We start from the raw sequence: 16,955 nt of genomic DNA, 5'->3' as shown, positions 1-16,955 counted from the left end.
GCGGGGTTCCGAACACTCAGTCCCTGCGGCCGATCCGCGGCTCTGTTCCGCCAAGGATACGCTCGATGTTCTGGCGATGGCGCAGGAAAATCAGCGCGGTCATGAACAGTGCAGCCCCGGCAACGGCACCTTGGCCCGCGATCAGCGCGACCAATGGCGCAGACGCCGCAGCGACCAAAGCTGAAAGCGAACTGATCCGGCTGATCACCGCAACCGCCAGCCATGTCGCGCAGGCGATCAGCCCCACAGGCCATGACATTGCGATCAGCGTTCCCAGAAAGGTTGCAACGCCCTTGCCGCCGCGAAAACCCAGCCAGACAGGAAAGCAGTGCCCCAGAAAAGCAGCGGCACCCGCCAGAATACCGGCGGCTTCCCCGCCAAAATAACGACCAAGAAGCACTGCAATCGCTCCCTTGCCGCTATCCAGCAGCAAAGTCGCAAGCGCAGCTGGCTTGTTTCCTGTACGCAGCACATTCGTCGCGCCGATATTTCCAGAGCCGATTGCCCGTAAGTCGCCAAGACCAAGAGCCCGAGTGATCAGGATGCCAAACGGGATCGATCCGATGAGATAGCCGAGGACGATCCAAATAACTGCGCTCATCCGAAGACCCTTTCGCCGCCAATCCACGTGCCAATAACACGTCCCTGCATCCTTGCGCCGTCGAAAGGCGTGTTTTTCGATTTCGACAGCAAGGCAAAGCGGTCAAGAATAAACGGCGCATCCGGATCGAACAGCACAAGGTCGGCGGGCGCGCCCCTATCCAGACGCCCGCCGTCCAGGCCGAGACGACGCGCAGGATTGCGTGACAGTGCCCTGAACAGCTGCGGCAGGCTGAGGCCGCCCTGATGGAACAACCGCAGCGCGGCAGGCAGCAAGGTCTGCAAACCGACCGCGCCGGGTGCAGCCTCGGCAAAGGGCAGCCGCTTTGATTCTTCGTCCTGAGGTGTGTGGAAGGATGCGATCACGTCTATATCGCCATCGGCCACGGCTTGCACCATCGCCAGCCGGTCATCCTCTGACCTCAGCGGCGGTGTGAAGCGGAAGAAGGTTCGGTAATCGCCGACGTCGAATTCGTTCAGTGTCAGATGATGGATCGAGATGCCGGCGGTCACGTCCAGCCCCGAAGCCTTCGCGCGTCGCAGCGAAGGAAGCGCGTCCGCTGTCGTGATCTGATCGGCGTGGTAGCGCCCGCCTGTCATGGCAACGAGACTGAGGTCCCGATCCAGCCCCATCCGTTCCGCAAGATGCGACACATCGGGAATTCCGTAGAGCGAGGCGAATTTCCCCTTTGTGGCCGCTGCCCCTTTCGAAAGGCCCGGATCCTGCGGATGCCCGACGATCAGAGCATCAAGCCCTTTTGCATAGGTCATGCAGCGGCCCAGCAGCTTGTTGTCGGACACCACCCGCACGCCATCGGTGAAAGCTAAGGCACCCGCATCGCGCAGAAACGCCATCTCCACCATCTCGCGCCCGTCGCGCGCCTTGGTCAGCGCAGACATATGCCTGACCCGAACGACGGAATCGCTTGCGCGTTTGATCACAAAATCAAGGCTTTCCGGGCTGTCGACGGGTGGCAGCGTATCAGGACGCACGATCATTGTCGTCACTCCACCGGCCGCTGCGGCGCGACCCGCGGTGGCATAAGATTCCTTGTGACGTTCGCCCGGCTCGCCGATCTTGACGCCCCAGTCCACAATACCGGGCGCCAGACAACGACCCCCACAATCGACCAGTTCGGCACCCTCGGGCGCATCTTCATTTCGCGCCGTGATGCAGCCATCTTCGACGGTCAGAGAGCCCTCTGCGACGTCATCAGAAGCCGGATCTATCAGTCGGGCGTTTGTAAAATGCAGAATCATACGGCGTCCTTCTGGATGCGCTTCAGCAGCTCAAAAACTTCCGGGGCGTCGGTGATTGCCTCGCAACAGTTCGTGATAGTTTGGACGAAGGCAGCTTTTTGCGGCCTTTCGTTAAAACGGAGTGATGACCGGTGGGCCTTGAACATGCGAAAACTTGCTTCGCTCGTGATCGGCGATGAGGCCAACCGCCGCTTGCCCCATAAGCTGGTCTGTCTCATGGGTCGGCCCTATCTACAGTGGGTGTGCGCTGAATATCGCGGATCATTGCCATCACCTTGTCGGCATCAGCAATGTACTGAAACCCGCCGCGTTGGCTGCGATCTACCGCTGAATGGCCGAAATAGATCGAGGGCGGATTGCCGTCGACATATTCAACGGGCGTATCGCGGTCGATGGGAAAGCTGCTCAACTTACGACCACGCATCGGCACATCCGTCGCGACAATCGCCCGGCGATCAGTCAGCGTATACCATGTCCGCGAGCGCAGGAAGGAAGGCCCAAAGATCGGGGTCAGCAGATCACGCAGACCGATCACAAGAAAGAACAGGCCGAACATTGCAAAGAAAATGCTGCCTTGCGCGGCCTGATACATCCAGAACAGCGAAAAACAGACGAAGAAGAGCGCCGGAAACGTGCCGCCAAGGCTTTTAAATTCAAGCCGGAAACGGCTGTCGGGTTCCCCCTGCCACAGAATACGCTCGCCCGGCTCCAGAATGCCCTGCCAGCCGGGGTGGTACGATGCGCCCTCTGACGCGCTGACAAGATCCGGTTCAGACATGATCGCCACCAGAGGCTTTGGCCCCCCGCTCTGCCCGCAGGTTTCGCGCCAGCAGGTCCATCGCGGCCATGCGAACGGCGACGCCCATTTCGACCTGATCCTGAATAACGCTTCGGTTGATGTCATCGGCGATTGTGCCGTCGATTTCGACGCCACGGTTCATCGGGCCTGGATGCATGACAATTGCGTCGGGCTTGGCATGTGACAGCTTGTCGGCATCAAGCCCCCAGCGGTGATAGTATTCGCGCTCGGACGGGATGAAACCGCCATCCATCCGTTCTCTCTGAAGGCGCAGCATCATGACGACGTCTGCGTCCTGAAGCCCCTCACGCATATCCTCGTAGACCTCGCAGCCGAACTCGCCCACGCCCGAGGGCATCAGAGTTGATGGCCCGACAAGGCGAATTCTGCTCTCCATTTTGCCGAGCAAAATCAGATTCGACCGCGCAACCCTGCTGTGCGCAATGTCGCCGCAGATCGCCACGGTCAGACGGTGCAAGCGGCCCTTGGCACGCCTTATCGTCAAAGCGTCCAGCAAGGCTTGCGTCGGATGCTCATGCCGTCCGTCGCCCGCGTTAAGGACCGCGCAATTCACCTTTTCCGCCAGCAGATTGACCGCCCCTGACTGAGGATGCCGCACGACCAGCAGATCGGGATGCATTGCGTTCAGGGTTAGCGCGGTATCAATCAGCGTCTCACCCTTCTTCACCGACGAGTGCGCGACCGACATATTCATCACATCCGCACCAAGCCTTTTGCCTGCCAGTTCAAAGCTTGACTGGGTGCGGGTCGAGTTTTCGAAGAACATGTTAATCTGTGTCATACCCTCAAGCGCATCCGAATGCTTGATCGTGCGCCGGTTCAGATCGACATAGCTTTCGGCAAGGTCGAGAACAGAGGTGATTTCCGGTGGTGACAGGGGCTCGATACCCAGCAGGTGGCGTGCGCGGAACGTCATCTGTACCCCTCTTGCGGACTTGCGCTTCTCTATCGCAAACCGGAACCGATGCGGCAAGGGCCGGGCTTGCCCGAAGGTGTTGCTGGCCGTAGTTTCATGCGCATGGAATCAGGTCTGACATGGCGCGGTGCCGAAGTTGACGGCTGGACGGCCCTGGCATTGCTGGAATGGCAGCGAGAGCTGGGCGTTGATGAGCCGATTTTGGACGAGCCGCTTGACCGGATGGACCTGCCGCCTCCGCCAAAGCCTGTCGCGCCGTCGGCCATCGCACCGCAGAGCCATGCTGCGGTTCCTGCGCCGAAACAGGCAGAGCCTGATCATGCCGCCTTTGTGGCCGAAGCCGAAGCACAGGCTGCGAAGGCAACATCGCTTGATATGCTGGCCGAACTGCAATCGGGCTTTGACGGGCTGGCGCTGAAGCGAGGAGCAAGGAATTTCGTTTTCTCCGACGGCAATCCTGCTGCCCGTGTCATGATCATCGGGGAAGCCCCCGGCGAGGAAGAGGATGCCCGTGGCCTGCCCTTCGTCGGTCGTGCGGGGCAATTGCTGGACAGAATGCTTGCAGCCATCGGGTTGGGCCGGGATGTCCCCGACGCCGCGCGGTCGGTCTACATCGCCAATGTCCTGAAATGGCGTCCGCCGGGCAACCGGCGTCCTCAGCCCAATGAAGTCGCGCTATCGCTGCCATTTCTACGCAAACAGGTTGAGCTTGCCGGGCCAGAGGTCATCCTGCTGATGGGCAACACGCCCTGCGCCGCTGCGCTTAACCGCGAGGGCATTCTGCGATTGCGTGGCAACTGGACAGAGGCTTTTGGCAGACCTGCGCTTCCAATGACGCACCCAGCCTATCTGCTGCGCAATCCGATCGCCAAGAAAGACGCCTGGGCGGATCTGCTTTCACTGGCAGCTAAACTGGACCTTTAAGACGCGGGGCCAAGCCGTCTGGTGTTGCCCCGGCGCACGGCCTCTGCCGCGTCATTCGTCCCGCGCTCATTCTCTGACTTTGGAAGCTGATTTGTGACTACGGTGTCGTGAGCCTCTGTCGTCTCAGTGTGCGGTACAACAGGCGCGATCCGCTCTTTGACGGGCGTGGCACTAGCGATGCGGCGGTTGCTTATGGGCGCGGCAGCAGCGGTATCGGTGCGACCGACACCCGGCAAACGGCGGATGCCGCCCGCGCCCTGTTTTGCCAAACGCTCCAATGCTTCGCCGTGACGGCGGGTATTGTGGTAAATGCCGATAAGGACCAGCAGCCCCGCCATGGCAGCGCCGATGGCAAGCAAACCGGGTGCGGCAATGTCCAGCATGGTACGCCAGCCCTGCTCTCGAACTGCCCAGGCACGCAAGGCAAATTGCACGGTCCCGATAATGGCACCCAGCCACAGCAGGACCTCAACGATCTGAATCAGTCGGTATCGAATATTCACGGTCATGCTGTGATCAGTACGAATACTCGCCATAGATGCGAGTCAAATCTCCGTGCCATTCGCCGTGATATTTCGCAAGCAGTTCATCCGCAGGGGCCTGCCCGGTCTCCACGCTTTCTTTCAATGCGTTCAGAAAATGCGTCTCATCAGGCACCAACCCGCCTGCTCCGCGCTTTGCCCGCGCCTTCAGTCCGGCTTCGGCAATACCCACCGCTTCGCGTGCCAGATCATGAAGCTTCACACCGCCTGCTCCGCCGTTAAGCCCGTCTTTGGCGGCAGCGCGGCGCAACCCCTCGCGCGTTTCCGCATCGAGGCCCTTCACCAGATCCCAAGCGGCATCCAGCGATGACTGATCGTAAAGCAGACCGACCCACAGCGCAGGAAGCGCACACAGCCTGCGCCACGGCCCGCCATCGGCACCGCGCATTTCGATGAACTTCTTGACCCTTGATTCCGGGAAAACCGTCGTCAGGTGGTCAGCCCAGTCCGAAAGCGTCGGCACCTCTCCCGGCAATGCGGGCAGCTTTCCCTGCATGAAGTCGCGGAAGCTTTGCCCCAATGCATTGATATATTTTCCATCGCGATAGACGAAATACATCGGCACATCGAGGACATAGTCCACCCATTGATCGTAACCGAAGCCTTCTTCAAAGACGAAGGGCAGCATCCCGGTCCGCGCCGGATCAAGGTTCTGCCAGATATGGGCACGCCACGACTTCATACCATTCGGCTTGCCATCCAGAAACGGAGAGTTCGCAAACAGTGCCGTCGCAACCGGCTGCAATGCCAGCGAAACGCGCAGCTTCTGGACCATATCTGCCTCTGACCCGAAGTCGAGGTTCACCTGCACGGTGCAGGTACGATACATCATCTGCGTGCCCAGCGTACCAACCGTGCGCATGTAAGGCGTCATCAGCGCATAACGGCCCTTCGGCATCATTGGCATCTGCTCTTCCGACCAGATCGGCGCGGCACCAAGTCCAATGAAACCGGCCCCGATCTTCTCGGCAACCTCTCGCACCTCGGCCAGATGCTGGTTCACCTCGTCGCAGGTCTGGTGGATCGACTCCAGCGGGGCGCCTGACAGTTCAAGCTGCCCGCCCGGCTCCAGACTGACATTCGCGCCGTTGCGCTCCAGCCCGACGATCTTGTCCTGCTCAAACACAGGCGACCACCCGAAACGTTGCTGCAACCCCTCCAGCATGGCTTTGATGGAACGCTCACCGTCATAGGGCAGCGGTAGCAGGCTGTCTTTACAATAGCCGAACTTCTCGTGCTCTGTCCCGATCCGCCAGTCCTCTCGGGGCTTTTCGCCCCAAGCGATATATTCGGCAAGCTGTTCGCGCCGCTCGATCGGGCCGCCGCCCTGCTGGGGTATGGACATGTCTGGCCCTCTTTCGTTCTTATGTGACAGGTGGCGCGGTCGAAGGCGCAAGTCAACCCGAGTTGGGCGCCGTCCAGACGATCCGCAAGGAGGGGCCGCCGCTCTGCGACAATGCGGCCGATACCCGCCCCATGTCCAGCCCCGGCAACGCCGCAAAGGCATCCGCCAGATGTTCGGCACCGCTGGCCTCGACAGGGATCAGCAACGCCTCGCCACCTCGTGTTTTCAGTCGCCAGTGATCGTGGCCGTTTAGACGGATCAAGCGGATCTCTTTCAGATCACGAAGCGACAACGTGCCGCCAATTGCCCGAGCGCCATAATAGCGGATTTCGCCTTCAACCACCTCGACCAGACCGGGCGCCGCGATGTCCCGGTGAAACGCCAGTCTGCGCCAACTGCCCAGCATCCATGCAGCACAGATCGCGAAGCCTGCAAAGCCGAGCGCTGCATAGAACCAGCCGCCCCAAGTCGCGATCCATCCTGCGACCGCCATGCAGACAATCGCGGCGAGAAACTCCTTTCTCGGGCCAAGCCAGGCCTGCAATTCTGGCCGTATCAGTCCCATCGTGACAGCGCGTCCTCATCCGACGTCTTTGCTTCGACCCATGCGCCGGGACCGTCAGCGCCGATCTCTCGCTTCCAGAAAGGCGCACGCGATTTCAGGTAGTCCATCAGATATTCTGCCGCCTCGAAAGCCTCTGCCCGGTGCCGCGCCGCGGTTGCCACAGCCATGATCTGTTCGCCGACATTCAAGCGGCCGAAGCGATGAACAATTGCCAGATCGACCAAATTCCAGCGAGCTTGCGCCTGCATCGCAATGCGCGATACCGCCTTTTCCGTCATGCCGGGATAGTGCTCCAGCTCTAAAGCGGTCATTTCGCCCGTATCATCCCGCACAAGGCCGGAAAATGTCACGACAGCGCCTGCGCCGTCACCAAAACCATCCAGCAGATCTGCCAGTGCAAAGGGGTCTTGCTGAATCCGGATCAGCATCAGCCGCCGGTCATTGGCGGGAAAAAGGCCAGTTCACGCACATTTTCCAGCTTGTGGTCGAAATTCACCAGTTCCTGATCGGCCGCCACGCGATAGGAATTCAGATCGGAAAGCGCAGCCGCATATCTTTCGTCGCTGTTAATCAACTGCTCCACAAGGCCGCGGATCGTTGTGGCACCCGTATCAATGCTTTCCCTGGGTTCGCCAATACGCTCTCGAATCCATGCGAAATAAAGGACGTCTATCTTCATTTCGGACCCTTCAGAAAAGGCATGGCCTTGCGGAAATAATCCCACCCGGTCCACGCCGTCAGCGCTGCCGCAACCCAGATCAGAAACAGGCCCAGGAACGTCGCAAGAGAGGACCATTTCGCATCACCGGGCAATTCTGCCTCACCCACCAGCGGGGGGCGACCATATTCGACATAGGCAAGCCCCGTTCCCAGAAACAGAACGGATATCGCAACCATCTGTGTCGTGGTTTTCCATTTCGCGACCTTGGTTACCGCAAGTTGCGTCGCTTTATCGCCTAACGACTCGCGCAGGCCGGACACGAAAACCTCTCGGAACAGGATCACGGTGGCGGGCAGGATCAGCCACGGGTTCATGCCCGAATAGCCCGTGATAACCACCAGAGCGATCACGACCATCGCCTTATCCGCAATCGGGTCCATCGCGGCGCCAAAGCGGCTTTGCTGGTTCCACAGCCTTGCCAGATAGCCATCAAACCAATCGGTAATCGCCGCCAGCAGAAACAGCGTCAGCGCAGCCCAATCGGCCCACGGACGATGAAAATACAGAAACATAACCGGGACGCCCGGTGCGGCGAGAAGGCGCAAAATGGTGAGGATATTCGGAATGGTCCAGGTCATAGCGTATAACTAGTGTTAATCTCGCATATCGGGAAGGGGTCAAAGGTCGAGACGGTGCGGCGTCCGCCCCTCAGATTTGCGATAGGGCCGAAAGCCCATCGCCTGGTAATAAGCAAGGCCGGCCGCATTATCGTCGCCGATGCTTGCGTCGATATGGGCAAGCCGCGCAATTCGCGCGGCCTGCAGCGTTTTTGCAAACAGTCTCCGCCCGATCCCGATGCGCCCGGCATCCGGCCGTATATGGGTTCCGATCATGCCCCAGCCGGTGGCGACGCCATACTCATTGTCTGGCCATGCGACACCCAGCCACTGAAAGCCCAGGATTTCGCCCTCGCCCTCGGCAATGGTCAGACGAAGAGTATTGGGATGCTCCAGATACAAAGAGCGCATTTTATCTTCGTCGACGGCTGTTTTACGCAAACCTGCGTCAAAAATCGCGTTCTGAACCTCTGCCATGCCCCCGGCATCATCTGGCTGCGCCTGGCGCAGAGTTATCTCTGCCATCTTTGTCCCCAACTGATCACGGCCGTATCTCAACCTCGGTGCCGATGCGGGTGGCGGCAAACAGTTCGGCGATCTGGTGATTGTCGATGGCAATACAGCCGTCGGTCCAGTCGCCTTTGACCCGAAAGCCGTCTTCGATCTGGTTGGGCTGCCCGTGAATAAAGATATCGCCCCCCGGATCGTAACCGCCATCGCGCGCCCGCCTACGGTCGTCGGATTTCGGATAGTCAATGCCGAGCGACAGATGAAACTGACTTTTGTCATTGCGGCGGTCAACCTTGAAAACACCTTCGGGCGTCTTGCCGTCGCCTTGCATCAGCTTGTCGCCCTCTGGCGCAAAGCCTAGCGCGATCCGATACTCGCGGACCAGCTTGCCCTGCTGGTAAACGCTCAGCCGCCGGGCCTCTTTTTCGATCAGGATGCGGTCGATGTCGCCCTGAAGCGGTAGGCTCAGTTCAGGCCGCGGCGGTGGGCGCGTCGTGTCGACGCCACCGGGTGGAGCCAGGCCGGTCGGTCCGAAAAGCGACCACAGGATCCAGCCGAGAAAAACGATGAACACGACCGGCACCAATTCCCGAGCCTATTGCAGATCAGCGAAGGCAGCGCGAAGGCGGCTGACCGCGGATTCGACATTGCTGCGTGGCGTCGCGAGGTTGAAGCGCAGGAACCCTTCCCCGCCAAGACCGAAGGTCTCACCGGCATTCGCAGCGATCTTCGCATCCTTCGCAACCCTTGCCCTTACCTCTTCCGCAGACATACCGGTGCCGTTGAAATCGACCCATGACAGATAGGTCGCCTCCAGCGGCATGGATGACAGCCCCGGAAGCGCGTTCACCCCTTCGTCAAACAGTCGGCGGTTTTCGTCGAGATAGGACACGAGCGCATCCACCCAGGATGCACCCTCAGGGGAATAGGCAGCGGCTACCATATCTGTTCCGAACATCCCGGTCGACAGACCAAGTCCCGCCATCTTTGCTTTGTAGGCGGAACGCAGCTTCGGGTCGGCGATGATTGCATTGCCGACATGCGCGCCGGCAATGTTGAATGTCTTTGTCGCAGCGGTCAGCGTGATGAGACGGTCAGTTATATCCGGCGCGGCGTCGGCCATAACGGTATGTTTGAAACCCGGCATGACAAGATCATGATGGATCTCATCGCTTACCAGCACCAGATCGTGCGCTGCGCAGAAATCTGCCACCTCGCGCAGTTCCTGCGCCGACCAGACGCGACCGCCCGGATTGTGCGGGCTGCACAGAATCAGCATTTTTTCCTGGCCGGTCAGCAGCCCTTCCCACGTCGGCCAATCAAAGACATAGCGCCCATCGTTCTGCGCCAGAGGAAACTCGGCAACCTCTCGCCCCTGAGCGCGAATCACACGTGAGAACGCATGATAGACGGGCGTCATCAGAATCACGCGGTCGCCCGGATCGGTGAAGGCGGAAATGGCAAGCGCCGTGCCGTTGACAAGGCCAAGCGCCGTAACGATCCAGTCTGCCTCTATCTGCCAGCCGTGACGGTTTTTCATCCACCACCGGATTGCGGGAAGATAATCCGGGTTCTGCGCGGGATAGCCATAGACACCATGGGCTGCCAGTTTTTCAACGGCGGCCTGCACCGGCGCGGGAGGCCTGAAGTCCATATCCGCGACCCACATCGCCAGACCCTGATCGGCGGGAACGCCATAGATCGCCTCCATATCGTCCCATTTGTTGCAGTTGGTTCCGCGGCGTTCGATGATTTCGTCAAAGTCGGGTGTGGTCATTTGGGCCTCCTGTCGGGGATATGGATAGGCGGCTTATTGCGCCGCGCCAAGCCTTGGCCTAGATCAAAACCATGACAATACGCCCGATCCTGATTCATCCTGACCCGCGCCTGAAAAAAGTCGCCGAGCCCGTCGCACGCATCACGCCCGATGTGGAAACGCTGGCAGCCGACATGGTGGCAACCATGTATGACGCACCCGGCATCGGGCTCGCGGCGCCGCAGGTCGGTGTTCTGCAGCGGATATTCGTGATGGACGCCAACCGCGACCCCGAGGCAGAGCGCAAGCCGATGGTTCTGCTGAACCCCGAGATCACCTGGGAATCAGACGAACAGAACATCTATGAGGAAGGGTGCCTGTCGATCCCTGAACAATATGCCGAGGTGACGCGGCCTTCTCAGGTCAAAGTGAGCTGGCTGGGTCTGGACGGCAAACAACATCAGGAAGATTTCGACGGGCTGTGGGCCACCTGCGCCCAGCATGAGATCGACCATCTGGATGGGGTCCTGTTCATCGACCATATCAGCGCAATGCGCCGCCAGATGATTACCCGCAAGATGGTGAAGCTGAAACGCGAACGCGCCCGTGAGCAGGCGTAGACCGCCATGCGCGTCGATGCGCCAGCCACTCAAAGGCTTCTGTTGAACAAATGACCGTCAGACCTTTCCTGCCCTACGCCGACAAGCGCCTTCACACACCGGCCCAACCGGTGGAAGCAGTTACGGAAGCTGTCCGGATGGTCTGGGATGACATGATCGACACGATGGAGGCTATGCCCGGCGTCGGCCTTGCCGCGCCGCAAATCGGGATCATGCTGCGCCTCGCCGTGGTAGATGCGTCAGAAAAGCGCGGTCAGGCCATCAGAATGGCCAACCCAGAAATCCTGCATGAATCGGTCCAGTTCCGCGATTATGAGGAAGCCAGTCCGAACCTGCCCGGCGTATCGGCGCGGATAACCCGCCCCCGCGCCGTAACGGTTCGCTACCTGAACGAGAGCGGTGAAATCGAAGACAGGGATTTCGTCAGCCTCTGGGCAACATCTGTGCAGCATCAGATCGACCACCTGAATGGCAAAATGTATGTCGATCACCTGTCGCCGTTGCGCCGCAAGATGCTGGTCGCCAAGGCCGCGAAGCTGGCAAAGCGCGGATAAGGAGGGCATCTTGCGGGTCATCTTCATGGGAACGCCTGATTTTTCCGTACCTGCGCTGCGCGCCATCGCAGCGGTGCACGAGGTCGTCTGCGTGTACACGCAACCGCCGCGCCAGGCCGGACGTGGGCAGAAATCGCGACCGACCCCGGTTCACAAAGCCGCTGATGAAATGGGGCTGGAGGTTCGCTATCCCCGCAGCCTGAAAGCTGCGGCAGAGCAGACGGAGTTTGCAGCCCTTAATGCGGATGTCGCCGTCGTCGTTGCCTATGGTCTGATCCTGCCCCAACCCGTTTTGGATGCGCCGCGCCTGGGTTGCGTCAATATCCATGCGTCGCTTTTGCCACGCTGGCGTGGGGCCGCACCGATCCACCGTGCCATCATGGCGGGCGATGACGAAACCGGCGTATCAATCATGCAGATGGAGGCCGGGCTGGATACCGGCCCGGTGCTGGCGGAACGCCGCACACCGATCACGTCCGACCTTACGACGGCCGATCTGCATGACCGGCTGGCCGCGATGGGGGCGGATCTGGTCGTTGAAACGCTCGACCGCCTGCCCGCCAAAGCCGTAGCTCAGCCAGATACCGGCGTCACCTATGCCGCCAAGATCGACAAGACCGAGGCCCGCATAGACTGGTCACGTCCAGCCAACGAGGTTGATCGTCAGATCAGGGGTCTGTCGCCATTCCCCGGCGCGTGGTGCGATATCGCTGGCGAAAGGGTCAAACTGCTTCGTTCACGAATCGCAGAGGGCTCTGGCAATCCTGGCCAGGTGCTGGGAGGGTTCCGCATCGCATGTGGGATGGGCGCTGTTGAGGTGCTGGAGGCACAGCGTGCCGGCAAACGCCCTATGCTCGCCGCAGAAATATTGCGCGGCATGTCCCTGCCTGCCCATCTGGACTGAGCAGCCGGATCGACTTGCGCAGCGCGACGTCTCGCCCTAAAAGGATCGGGTCGCGGGTGTAGCTCAATGGTAGAGCAGCAGCCTTCCAAGCTGAATACGTGGGTTCGATTCCCATCACCCGCTCCAAATTCCCTGAAAGCAGAGAAACCGGGGCGCAGCTTTTGCCGCGCGGCGGAACCGACTGACCGCTTTTTCGCCGTTGGCCGTCCGCCTTAATGATCCGCCGGCTTCTTCTCACCCGCGCGAATTTCGAAGGGCATGATATTTTGCGCGACGGGAAGTGGGCAGACTGCGAATTCAGTAAAAGCACAGGGCGGGCTGAATGCCTTGTTAAAGTCCAGCACGACCTTGTCGCCGCTGACCTCTCCGATCAGGAACCGTGCTGCGCCATAGGTCTCACGGCCCGCGGTGCGATCACGGATGACAAACATCGGCTTGCCCGATTTTTCATGGGTCGGCAAAAGTGTGACCACCTGACCCTCATGCGTGAACTCCGCCTGATGAGTAATGCGCACGCGGTCACGGGCGCCTGTCACAAGATCGATCTCCACATCCTGTGGTTCATCCAGCGGGATCCAGTCGGCTTCGATGCGCCATTCCGGGTCAGTCGAATAGGACTCTATTCCCGGAAACGCCTTGCGTGAGGCAGCGCCGATGTCGCGCACGCGTAAGGCAAAGGCGCCTTCGACCTGCGTCACTTCCAGCAGCAGACCGCCTGTCTTCAGCCTTGGCGGATTGTCAGGCACGCGCTGAAACTGATGCTGCGCCTGACCGTCATCAAACGTCGCGTTACCATCGGCTGAAAGCTCCAGCGTGCCCAGATGGCCGGGGCCAGCGGAAATCTGAACATCATTCTGCGGATCCGATCCGATCGTCATCCGCCCCGGAACAATCGCCACCCGATCAGTCAGGTTCAGCCATCCGTCCTCGGCTGTCAAAGCGGCCAGGCGTTCATCACGCCACTTTGCGATTGAGTCGCTGTATGCATCGTTCATCGGCTCTGCTCCTTGGGTTCAGGCAGCCGCGGCAGGCTGTTCAGCAATGTGCGGGTATAGTCATCCTGCGGATCGCGCAGGATCTCTCGTGTAAGGCCAGCTTCGACAATGCGGCCGTGCTGCAAAACGAGCAGTTGCGGGCAAAGCGCCGCCACAATTGCAATATCATGAGAAACCAGCACCAGCGTCAGATCCCGCGACAGCGTGTCGAGCAGATCAATCACCCGCACCCGCGTTGACAGATCAAGCGCGCTGACCGGCTCATCCGCCAGCAGCACACGGGGCCGTGCGATCAGCGCGCGCCCGATTGCTATGCGCTGCCTTTGACCGCCGGAAAAAGATCGTGGGCGCCGGTGAATACTGTCTTCCGGCAAACCAACCTCGGACAGCACGCGGGCGGCCTCGGTTCGGGCATCGCCGGGCAGGCCGAGTGCCGAATGCGGCTCGGTCAGCGCCTTTCCAATGCGCATACGCGGATCGAGCGAGCCGTAAGGGTCCTGAAAGACGGGCTGCGCGAATCGTCGATGGTCCCGCATTCGCGCAGCGGAGCGGGTATCAAGCCGCGTGCCGTCGGCCACCAACTGTCCCTCGTCGGGTTCGGCAAGCCCCAGCATCAGGCGCAGAACTGTAGATTTACCCGACCCGCTTTCACCTAGAATGCCAAGGTTCTGCCCCGCTGTCAGGTCAAAGGAAATATCATGCAGCACGGGCTTTCGGCGGTCGTAGCCATAGGTCACGTCGCGCAGGGAAAACAGGCTCATGCGCCGCCCCCCTCGCCATCCAGGGCATCCTGCAACCGCCGTGCAGCGGCAACGAGACCCTGCGTATAGTCATGCTGAGGTTCGGTGAAGACCCGGTCTGTCGGACCACGCTCCACCATGCGGCCCTTTCGCATCACCAGCACTCGATCCGCCACGCGCGACACGACCGGCAGATCGTGGCTGATGAACAGCAGCGACAGTCCCTCATCTTTTACCAAACGGTCGAGCATCGACAGCACCTCCGCCTGCGTCGAGACATCAAGTGCGGTCGTCGGTTCATCCGCGATAAGCAGCCGGGGCGCGCAGGACAGCGCCATCGCTATGGCAAAACGCTGGCGCTGTCCGCCGGATACCTCGTGCGGCCATGAGCGCAGGATGCGTGCCGGCTCGGGTATAGATACACGTTCCAGCCAGCGGATCTGTTCGTCGCGCATGGCACTGTCTGACAGGCGTCGCCCCTCTCGCCGCGCCCGGCGGCGGATCGGCGCGGCAAGCTGATCGCCAAGCCGCATCAGCGGATCAAGCGCCGCACGCGAATCCTGAAAGACCACAGCGGCGGTCGCGCCACGCATTGCCGTCATCTCTCGGTCAGGGCGCCCGATCACCTGATGACCATCCAGCACAACCGACCCGTCCGCGACCAGCCCCGGTGCCAACAGCCCAACAATAGCCATCGCCGTCAGCGATTTGCCGGAACCGCTTTCACCAACCAGTCCCAAACGTTCACCCGCGGCAAGTTCGAAGCTGACGCCGTGCACCAATTCTCTGCCCGGTGCGGATACCGAAAGGTCCGAGACGCTCAGAAGGCTCATGCCTCGACCTCCTCCGGCGTGCCGACCGGATCGGCATCAATGAGATCGCGCAGACCGTCCGCCAGAAAGTTGATACCCAGAACCAGCGACATCAGCGCCAGACCGGGCGCGATAACCCCCATCGGCGCACGAAACACCGTTGATTGCGCCTGCTGAAGCAGCTGCCCCCATGACGCGTTCGGCGGCGGCGTGCCAAGGCCCAGATAGGACAGCGATGCCTCGGCAATGACGGCAAGGCCGAACTGAAGCGCCACGATAACAAGTATGGTCGGGAAGATATTCGGCAGAATGTGGTTGATGGTGATCCGTACCCAGCCAAGACCCGAACAGCGGGCTGCGGTGATAAAATCCTGTGCCAGAACCCGCTTCGTCAGGATGCGAACCAAGCGGGCGATGATGGCGGACATGGCCAGCCCGATGGCAAGAATTGCCGTCCACAGGCTTGCCCCTTCACTGGCTGCCACGACCAGCATGGCTAGCAGCAGCGTCGGGAAGGCAATCAGAATATCCAGCGTCGCGGCCAGTGCATCATCCAGCCCCCGCCGCGCAAAGGCAGACAGAACGCCAATGGTGGTCCCTATTATACCGCCAAGCAGGGCGGCACCGATCCCCACCGTCATCGCGATACGCGCACCGATCATCACTTGTGTCAGGTAGTCGCGCCCCAGCCGATCCGTGCCAGCCGGATGAGCCCATGACGGCGGCGACAGTCGGCCCCCTGCCATAGCCGTCGGATCATATGGCAGCCAGAAAAAGGTCAGGAGTGCGACAAACGCATTCAGCCCGACCAGAACAATGCCTATATACAGGTTCCGAGTAGACCTGTTCATCGCCTTACCGCCGCCGGTTCGCGCAGGCGCGGATCAATCAACCGCTGCACCACATCGGCGGCAAAGCCGATCAGCAGCACCAGCAGGGTGGTGATCAGCAAGACGCCCTGAACGCTGGGATAATCTCTCTGTTGAATCGCCGTCAGAAGCATGGAACCGAGACCGGGCAGATTGAACACACGCTCTACAACGACCGCACCCAACAGAGTCGAGGCAAGCTCAATCCCCAGAATGGAAATCACGGGCACAGAGCCGTTGCGGATACCATGCCGCATCATCGCCTGCGGAAAGCTTTCGCCAAGGGCGCGTGCGTTGCGAAGATAATCCGCCCCGACAACGTCCAGCGTGGCCGAGCGGACATAGCGCAGAAGCGATGCCCCCATGACGATGCCAATGGTAACCACTGGCAGGATCAAAGCACGAATGGCCTCCAGCGGGTCACGCCAACCGGCAATCGGAAAGCCGCTGGCAGGCAGCAGCCGCCACTCTATCGCGACCAGCCACACAAGCAGAATGCCGATCCAGAAGACCGGAACGGCTATGCCAAGCTGCGAAACCGTCGAAATCATAGCCCCATACCAGCGGTCACCGCGCACAGCGGCGATGATCCCCAGCGGAACCGCCAGACAGATCGCCAGCAGAAAGGACGCGAGCGTCAGCGGCAGGGTGATCGTCAGCCGCGTCAGTATCTCGGGCAGCACCGGCTGGTTCGAGACGAAAGAATTGCCCAGATCGAAACGGGCCAGATCCGACAGAAACCGGCCAAGCTGCACAAATATCGGCTGATCCGAACCGACCTGCTCTCTGGCGGCGGCGATCTGCGCCTCATCCGCGCCAACGCCCAACAGCGCAGCCGCCGGATCACCCGGCAGCAGCCGCAGCAGCACAAACAGAACCAGCCCCGCCGCGATCAGCGACAGGGCCAGCACGATTGTCCGGCGCAGCAGATAGCGACGCATCAGG

23 protein-coding genes and 1 tRNA gene are annotated in these 16,955 nt (G+C 60.6%); 5 read left to right on the top strand and 19 right to left on the bottom strand.

Annotated elements, in window-relative coordinates:
* Positions 1–16: 16 nt before the first annotated feature.
* Genes plsY through PAF20_RS00870 form a run of 5 tightly spaced genes read right to left on the bottom strand, consistent with a single transcriptional unit; the run spans position 17 to position 3,596 of the window.
* Positions 17–601 (bottom strand): glycerol-3-phosphate 1-O-acyltransferase PlsY, encoded by a 585-nt coding sequence (gene plsY / locus PAF20_RS00890; RefSeq protein WP_271071883.1) that lies wholly within the window; start codon positions 599–601, stop codon positions 17–19.
* Positions 598–1,860 carry a dihydroorotase gene (gene pyrC, locus PAF20_RS00885; RefSeq protein ID WP_271071882.1) on the bottom strand — a complete coding sequence of 421 codons (1,263 nt, stop codon included), beginning with the start codon at positions 1,858–1,860 and terminating at the stop codon, positions 598–600. The genes plsY and pyrC overlap by 4 nt, the downstream gene beginning before the upstream one ends.
* Positions 1,857–2,078, bottom strand: a complete 222-nt coding sequence (locus PAF20_RS00880) for a hypothetical protein (protein ID WP_271071881.1) — start codon at positions 2,076–2,078, stop codon at positions 1,857–1,859. Before PAF20_RS00880 ends, pyrC begins: the two co-directional genes overlap by 4 nt.
* Positions 2,075–2,638 carry an aspartate carbamoyltransferase catalytic subunit gene (locus tag PAF20_RS00875; protein WP_271071880.1) on the bottom strand — a complete coding sequence of 188 codons (564 nt, stop codon included), beginning with the start codon at positions 2,636–2,638 and terminating at the stop codon, positions 2,075–2,077. The genes PAF20_RS00880 and PAF20_RS00875 overlap by 4 nt, the downstream gene beginning before the upstream one ends.
* The gene (locus PAF20_RS00870; protein ID WP_271071879.1) at positions 2,631–3,596 is read right to left on the bottom strand and encodes an aspartate carbamoyltransferase catalytic subunit; all 966 of its coding nucleotides are present in this window, start codon (positions 3,594–3,596) and stop codon (positions 2,631–2,633) included. Before PAF20_RS00870 ends, PAF20_RS00875 begins: the two co-directional genes overlap by 8 nt.
* Positions 3,597–3,698: 102 nt before the next feature.
* Here PAF20_RS00870 and PAF20_RS00865 point away from each other — a divergent pair, with 102 nt between their 5' ends.
* Positions 3,699–4,520 (top strand): uracil-DNA glycosylase, encoded by an 822-nt coding sequence (locus PAF20_RS00865; protein ID WP_271071878.1) that lies wholly within the window; start codon positions 3,699–3,701, stop codon positions 4,518–4,520.
* Here the strand turns inward: PAF20_RS00865 and PAF20_RS00860 are convergent.
* From PAF20_RS00860 to PAF20_RS00820, 9 genes are read right to left on the bottom strand one after another with little or no spacing between them, the layout of a single operon-like run.
* The gene (locus PAF20_RS00860) at positions 4,517–5,029 is read right to left on the bottom strand and encodes a hypothetical protein (protein WP_271071877.1); all 513 of its coding nucleotides are present in this window, start codon (positions 5,027–5,029) and stop codon (positions 4,517–4,519) included. The genes PAF20_RS00865 and PAF20_RS00860 overlap by 4 nt on opposite strands.
* 7 nt (positions 5,030–5,036) lie before the next feature.
* Positions 5,037–6,407 (bottom strand): glutamate--cysteine ligase, encoded by a 1,371-nt coding sequence (locus PAF20_RS00855; protein ID WP_271071876.1) that lies wholly within the window; start codon positions 6,405–6,407, stop codon positions 5,037–5,039.
* 52 nt (positions 6,408–6,459) lie between these two features.
* Positions 6,460–6,972, bottom strand: coding sequence for a hypothetical protein (locus PAF20_RS00850; protein ID WP_271071875.1), 513 nt, complete (start codon positions 6,970–6,972; stop codon positions 6,460–6,462).
* Positions 6,963–7,400: a molybdenum cofactor biosynthesis protein MoaE gene (locus tag PAF20_RS00845; protein WP_271071874.1), complete on the bottom strand. Its 438-nt coding sequence runs from the start codon at positions 7,398–7,400 to the stop codon at positions 6,963–6,965. The genes PAF20_RS00850 and PAF20_RS00845 overlap by 10 nt, the downstream gene beginning before the upstream one ends.
* A complete protein-coding gene (moaD, locus tag PAF20_RS00840) occupies positions 7,400–7,651 on the bottom strand; it encodes a molybdopterin converting factor subunit 1 (protein WP_271071873.1) in 252 nt (83 codons plus the stop codon). Before moaD ends, PAF20_RS00845 begins: the two co-directional genes overlap by 1 nt.
* Entirely contained in the window at positions 7,648–8,271 is a 624-nt protein-coding gene (gene pgsA / locus PAF20_RS00835; protein WP_271071872.1) for a CDP-diacylglycerol--glycerol-3-phosphate 3-phosphatidyltransferase, read from the bottom strand. Before pgsA ends, moaD begins: the two co-directional genes overlap by 4 nt.
* Positions 8,272–8,310: 39 nt before the next feature.
* Complete coding sequence (locus PAF20_RS00830; RefSeq protein ID WP_271071871.1) at positions 8,311–8,775, bottom strand: GNAT family N-acetyltransferase; 465 nt, start codon at positions 8,773–8,775, stop codon at positions 8,311–8,313.
* A gap of 16 nt (positions 8,776–8,791) precedes the next feature.
* The gene (locus PAF20_RS00825; RefSeq protein ID WP_271071870.1) at positions 8,792–9,334 is read right to left on the bottom strand and encodes a L,D-transpeptidase family protein; all 543 of its coding nucleotides are present in this window, start codon (positions 9,332–9,334) and stop codon (positions 8,792–8,794) included.
* Positions 9,335–9,355: 21 nt separating this feature from the next.
* A complete protein-coding gene (locus PAF20_RS00820) occupies positions 9,356–10,537 on the bottom strand; it encodes a MalY/PatB family protein (RefSeq protein WP_271071869.1) in 1,182 nt (393 codons plus the stop codon).
* A gap of 71 nt (positions 10,538–10,608) precedes the next feature.
* Between PAF20_RS00820 and def (PAF20_RS00815) the strand changes: the two genes are divergently transcribed.
* From def (PAF20_RS00815) to PAF20_RS00800, 4 genes are all read left to right on the top strand, one after another.
* Positions 10,609–11,136: a peptide deformylase gene (gene def, locus PAF20_RS00815; protein WP_271071868.1), complete on the top strand. Its 528-nt coding sequence runs from the start codon at positions 10,609–10,611 to the stop codon at positions 11,134–11,136.
* A 50-nt stretch (positions 11,137–11,186) separates the two neighbouring features.
* Positions 11,187–11,690, top strand: coding sequence for a peptide deformylase (def, locus tag PAF20_RS00810; RefSeq protein ID WP_271071867.1), 504 nt, complete (start codon positions 11,187–11,189; stop codon positions 11,688–11,690).
* A gap of 10 nt (positions 11,691–11,700) precedes the next feature.
* Positions 11,701–12,594: a methionyl-tRNA formyltransferase gene (gene fmt, locus PAF20_RS00805; protein ID WP_271071866.1), complete on the top strand. Its 894-nt coding sequence runs from the start codon at positions 11,701–11,703 to the stop codon at positions 12,592–12,594.
* Positions 12,595–12,646: 52 nt separating this feature from the next.
* Positions 12,647–12,720, top strand: a tRNA-Gly gene (locus PAF20_RS00800).
* Positions 12,721–12,806: 86 nt separating this feature from the next.
* Here the strand turns inward: PAF20_RS00800 and PAF20_RS00795 are convergent.
* The 5 genes from PAF20_RS00795 to PAF20_RS00775 are packed head-to-tail and all read right to left on the bottom strand — an operon-like array spanning position 12,807 to position 16,951.
* Positions 12,807–13,589, bottom strand: coding sequence for a DUF1684 domain-containing protein (locus tag PAF20_RS00795; RefSeq protein WP_271071865.1), 783 nt, complete (start codon positions 13,587–13,589; stop codon positions 12,807–12,809).
* Positions 13,586–14,350 (bottom strand): ABC transporter ATP-binding protein, encoded by a 765-nt coding sequence (locus tag PAF20_RS00790; RefSeq protein WP_271071864.1) that lies wholly within the window; start codon positions 14,348–14,350, stop codon positions 13,586–13,588. The genes PAF20_RS00795 and PAF20_RS00790 overlap by 4 nt, the downstream gene beginning before the upstream one ends.
* A complete protein-coding gene (locus tag PAF20_RS00785) occupies positions 14,347–15,162 on the bottom strand; it encodes an ABC transporter ATP-binding protein (RefSeq protein ID WP_271071863.1) in 816 nt (271 codons plus the stop codon). The genes PAF20_RS00790 and PAF20_RS00785 overlap by 4 nt, the downstream gene beginning before the upstream one ends.
* Positions 15,159–15,992, bottom strand: coding sequence for an ABC transporter permease (locus PAF20_RS00780; protein WP_271071862.1), 834 nt, complete (start codon positions 15,990–15,992; stop codon positions 15,159–15,161). Before PAF20_RS00780 ends, PAF20_RS00785 begins: the two co-directional genes overlap by 4 nt.
* On the bottom strand, positions 15,989–16,951 hold the full coding sequence (locus PAF20_RS00775) for an ABC transporter permease (protein WP_271071861.1): 963 nt from the start codon (positions 16,949–16,951) through the stop codon (positions 15,989–15,991). Before PAF20_RS00775 ends, PAF20_RS00780 begins: the two co-directional genes overlap by 4 nt.
* Positions 16,952–16,955 lie beyond the last annotated feature (4 nt).

This window comes from Paracoccus albus, assembly GCF_027913035.1.
GTDB lineage: Bacteria > Pseudomonadota > Alphaproteobacteria > Rhodobacterales > Rhodobacteraceae > Paracoccus > Paracoccus albus.
This window is presented reverse-complemented; position numbering and strand designations above follow the sequence as displayed.